The organism is Caulobacter sp. S45 (assembly GCF_903642205.1).
Taxonomy (GTDB): domain Bacteria; phylum Pseudomonadota; class Alphaproteobacteria; order Caulobacterales; family Caulobacteraceae; genus CAHJWH01.
The window spans coordinates 1-3,164 of record NZ_CAHJWH010000236.1 but is presented as its reverse complement, the minus strand read 5'-3'; the positions used below and the strand labels follow the sequence as shown (position 1 = coordinate 3,164).

3 protein-coding genes are annotated in these 3,164 nt (G+C 74.8%); 2 read left to right on the top strand and 1 reads right to left on the bottom strand.

Annotated elements, in window-relative coordinates; genetic code table 11:
* On the bottom strand, positions 1 to 973 hold a 973-nt coding region (gene selD, locus HUV06_RS15440), incomplete at its 3' end, for a selenide, water dikinase SelD (protein WP_174302131.1).
* Here selD and selA point away from each other — a divergent pair.
* Both selA and HUV06_RS15430 read left to right on the top strand, forming a co-directional pair.
* The gene (gene selA, locus HUV06_RS15435) at positions 972 to 2,459 is read left to right on the top strand and encodes an L-seryl-tRNA(Sec) selenium transferase (RefSeq protein WP_174302130.1); all 1,488 of its coding nucleotides are present in this window, start codon (positions 972 to 974) and stop codon (positions 2,457 to 2,459) included. The genes selD and selA overlap by 2 nt on opposite strands.
* Positions 2,456 to 3,164: GTP-binding protein (locus tag HUV06_RS15430; RefSeq protein ID WP_174302129.1), on the top strand; the 709-nt coding region annotated here is incomplete at its 3' end. The genes selA and HUV06_RS15430, both read left to right, overlap by 4 nt.

The following is a 3,164-nucleotide window of genomic DNA, read 5'->3' as shown; positions in this document are numbered from 1 at the left end:
CGCGCACCTGGGCCAGCACCTCAGCCGCCGCCTCAGGCGCCACGCTCAGCAGCAGGCCCCCGCTCGTCTGGGGATCGCACAGCAGGTCGCGCATAGCGTCGGGGGCGCCCTCGGGCAGGCGCACCGCCTCGCCGTAGCTGGCCCAGTTCCGTCCCGAGGCGCCTGTGCGCACGCCCGCCTCGGCCAGCTCCGAGGCGCCGGGCAGCCGCGGCGTGTCGGCCCAGCGCAGCTCCGCCGATTGGCCGGAGCCGCGGCACACCTCCAGCAGGTGGCCGAGCAGGCCGAAGCCGGTCACGTCGGTCATGGCGTGCACCGCCTCCACCTCCGCCAGGTCCGCCCCTACCGCGTTCAGCTGGGTGGTGGAGCCCACCATGGCGGCGTAGCCGATCGCGTCCAGGCGCGCCTGCTTCAGCGCAGCGCTGAACACGCCCACGCCCAGGCCCTTGGTGAGGATCAGCAGGTCGCCGTCCCGCGCATCGCTGTTGCGCCGCACGCGATCGGGATGGACGAGGCCCAGCGCCACCAGGCCGTAGATCGGCTCGGCGCTGTCGATGGAGTGGCCGCCGGCGATGGGAACCCCGGCCTCCGCACACACCGACGCCCCGCCGGCCAGGATCTGCTGCACGTCCTCCACCCGCATCCGGTCGACCGGCATGCCGACGACAGCCAGGGCGAAGATCGGCCGGCCGCCCATGGCGTAGACGTCCGACAGGGCGTTGGTCGCCGCGATGCGGCCGAACACGTGCGGATCGTCCACCACCGGCATGAAAAAGTCGGTGGTGGCCACCAGCGCCTGGGCGTCGTTCAGCCGCCAGACGGCGGCGTCGTCGCTGGTCTCGGTCCCCACCATCAGGGCGGCGAACGGGCCGGCGGCAGGGGTCTTGGACAGGATGTCGCGCAGCACGGCGGGCGCCAGCTTGCAGCCGCAGCCTCCACCGTGGGCGAGATCGGTCAGGCGATAGGGCGCGGGCATGTCGGCCAAGGCGAAGTCCTCTGGCGGGGGCTGGGCCGCCTATATACGAAGCGCGCGAGAGGGAGGCCTGATCCTGGACGACGCCCCGAACGCGGAGCTGCATACGCGGCTGCGCGCCCTGCCCTCGGTGGAGCGGCTGCTGGAGCAGCCCGAGGTCCAGGCGCTGCAGGCCGCGCACGGGCGCGAGCCGGTGGTGGCCGGCGCACGGGCCTGCCTCGACGCCGCCCGCACGGCGCTGCGCCGCCATCCCGGCGCCGAGGTTCCCGCCCTGGCGGAGCTGAGCCTGGCGATCGACGCCCGGCTGGCGCGCGCCGCCCGTCCCGTCCTGCACCCGCTGATCAACGCCACCGGGATCGTGCTGCACACCAACCTCGGCCGCGCGCCTCTCGCCTCTGCGGCCGCAGAGGCGGCGGCGGCGGTCGCATCGGGCTACAGCAACCTGGAGTTCGACCTGGAGGCCGGCCGGCGAGGCGCCCGCACCCAGGGGGTGGAGCCGCTGCTGTGCGAGATCACCGGGGCGGAAGCGGCGCTGGCGGTCAACAACGCCGCCGCAGCCGTGCTGCTGGCGCTGAGCGCGCTGGCAAGCGGGGGCGAGGTGGTCGTCTCCCGCGGGGAGCTGGTGGAGATCGGCGGCGGCTTCCGCATCCCCGACGTGATCACCCAGGGCGGCGCGAAGCTGGTGGAGGTGGGGACCACCAACCGGACCCGCTCATCCGACTACGCTTCGGCCATCACCCCCGCCACCCGGGTGCTGCTGAAGGTGCATCCCAGCAACTACCGCATGCTGGGCTTCACCGGCGAGGCCGGGCTGGAACAGCTGGCGGCCCTCGCCCGCGAGCGGGGGCTGATCCTGATGCACGATCTCGGCGGCGGCGCCCTGGTGGACCTCCGCGCGATGGGCCTGCCGCATGAACCGACCGTCCAGGAGAGCTTGGCGGCGGGCGCGGACCTGGTGGCCTTCAGCGGCGACAAGCTGATGGGCGGGCCCCAGGCGGGGTTGCTGGTCGGGCGCGCCGCCGTGCTGGAACCGCTCCGTCGTCACCCCCTGCTGCGCGCGGTGCGCCTCGACAAGATGACCCTGGCCGCGCTGGAGGCGACGCTGCAACTGTACCGCGACCCGGCACGGGCGGCGCAGACCGTGCCGGTGCTCGCCATGCTGGACCAGACCGTCGCCGCCCTGCAGGCGCGGGCCGAGCGGCTCGGCGCTCTGCTCGACGCGTCCTCGCCCCACCGCAACGACTGGCGCGTGGAGCCGAGCGAGGCCTTCACCGGCGGCGGCACCCTGCCGACCCAGGGCCGGGAGAGCCGCGCCCTGGTGTGGACGTCCGAGAGCGGCGCGGAGCTGACCGCCCGGCGGCTGCGCACCGGCGCGCCGGCGGTGGTGGGGCGGGTCAGGGACGGCGCCCTGGTGTTCGACATGCTGACCGTCTCGGACGCCGAGCTCGACGGCTTGGCCGGCGCCCTGGAGCAGGTCCGCCGGTCGTGACGCCCGGCCGCCGCCTGTCGCTCGGCGTGGTCGGCCATGTGGACCACGGCAAGACCGCCCTGGTCCGGGCCCTGACCGGCATGGAGACCGACCGCCTGCCCGAGGAGCAGCGGCGCGGCATCTCCATCGCGCTCGGCTTCGCCCACGCCCGCTTCGCCGAGGCCGAGGTCGACTTCATCGACATGCCCGGGCACGAGCGCTTCGTGCGCACCATGATCTCAGGCGCCACCGGGATCGGCGCGGTGCTGCTGGTGGTCGCCGCCAACGAGGGCGTGAAGCCTCAGACCGTGGAGCATCTGGAGATCGCGGGCCTGCTCGGACTGGAGCGGGTGCTGCCGGTGATCGCCAAGGCGGACCTCGTCGCGCCGGACCCGGCGCAGGCCTGCGCCGGGTCGGTGCTCGACCTGGCGCGCGCCCGCGGCCTGCGGCCCGAGCCTCCCTGCATCGTCTCAGCGCTGACCGGCCAGGGCCTCGGCGCTCTGCGCGAAGGCATCGGCCGGCTGGTGGAGGATGCCGCCGTCCCACCGGACGACGGCTTCCCCTGGCTGCCCATCGACCGCACCTTCAGCATTGCCGGGCGCGGCACGGTGGTGACCGGGACCCTGCGGCGGGGATCGCTGGGCGAGGCCGACGCCCTGGCGCTGGCGCCCGGCGGGCGGGAGGTGCGGGTGCGCGGCCTGCAGGTGCATGGCGCCCCGGTCGCGC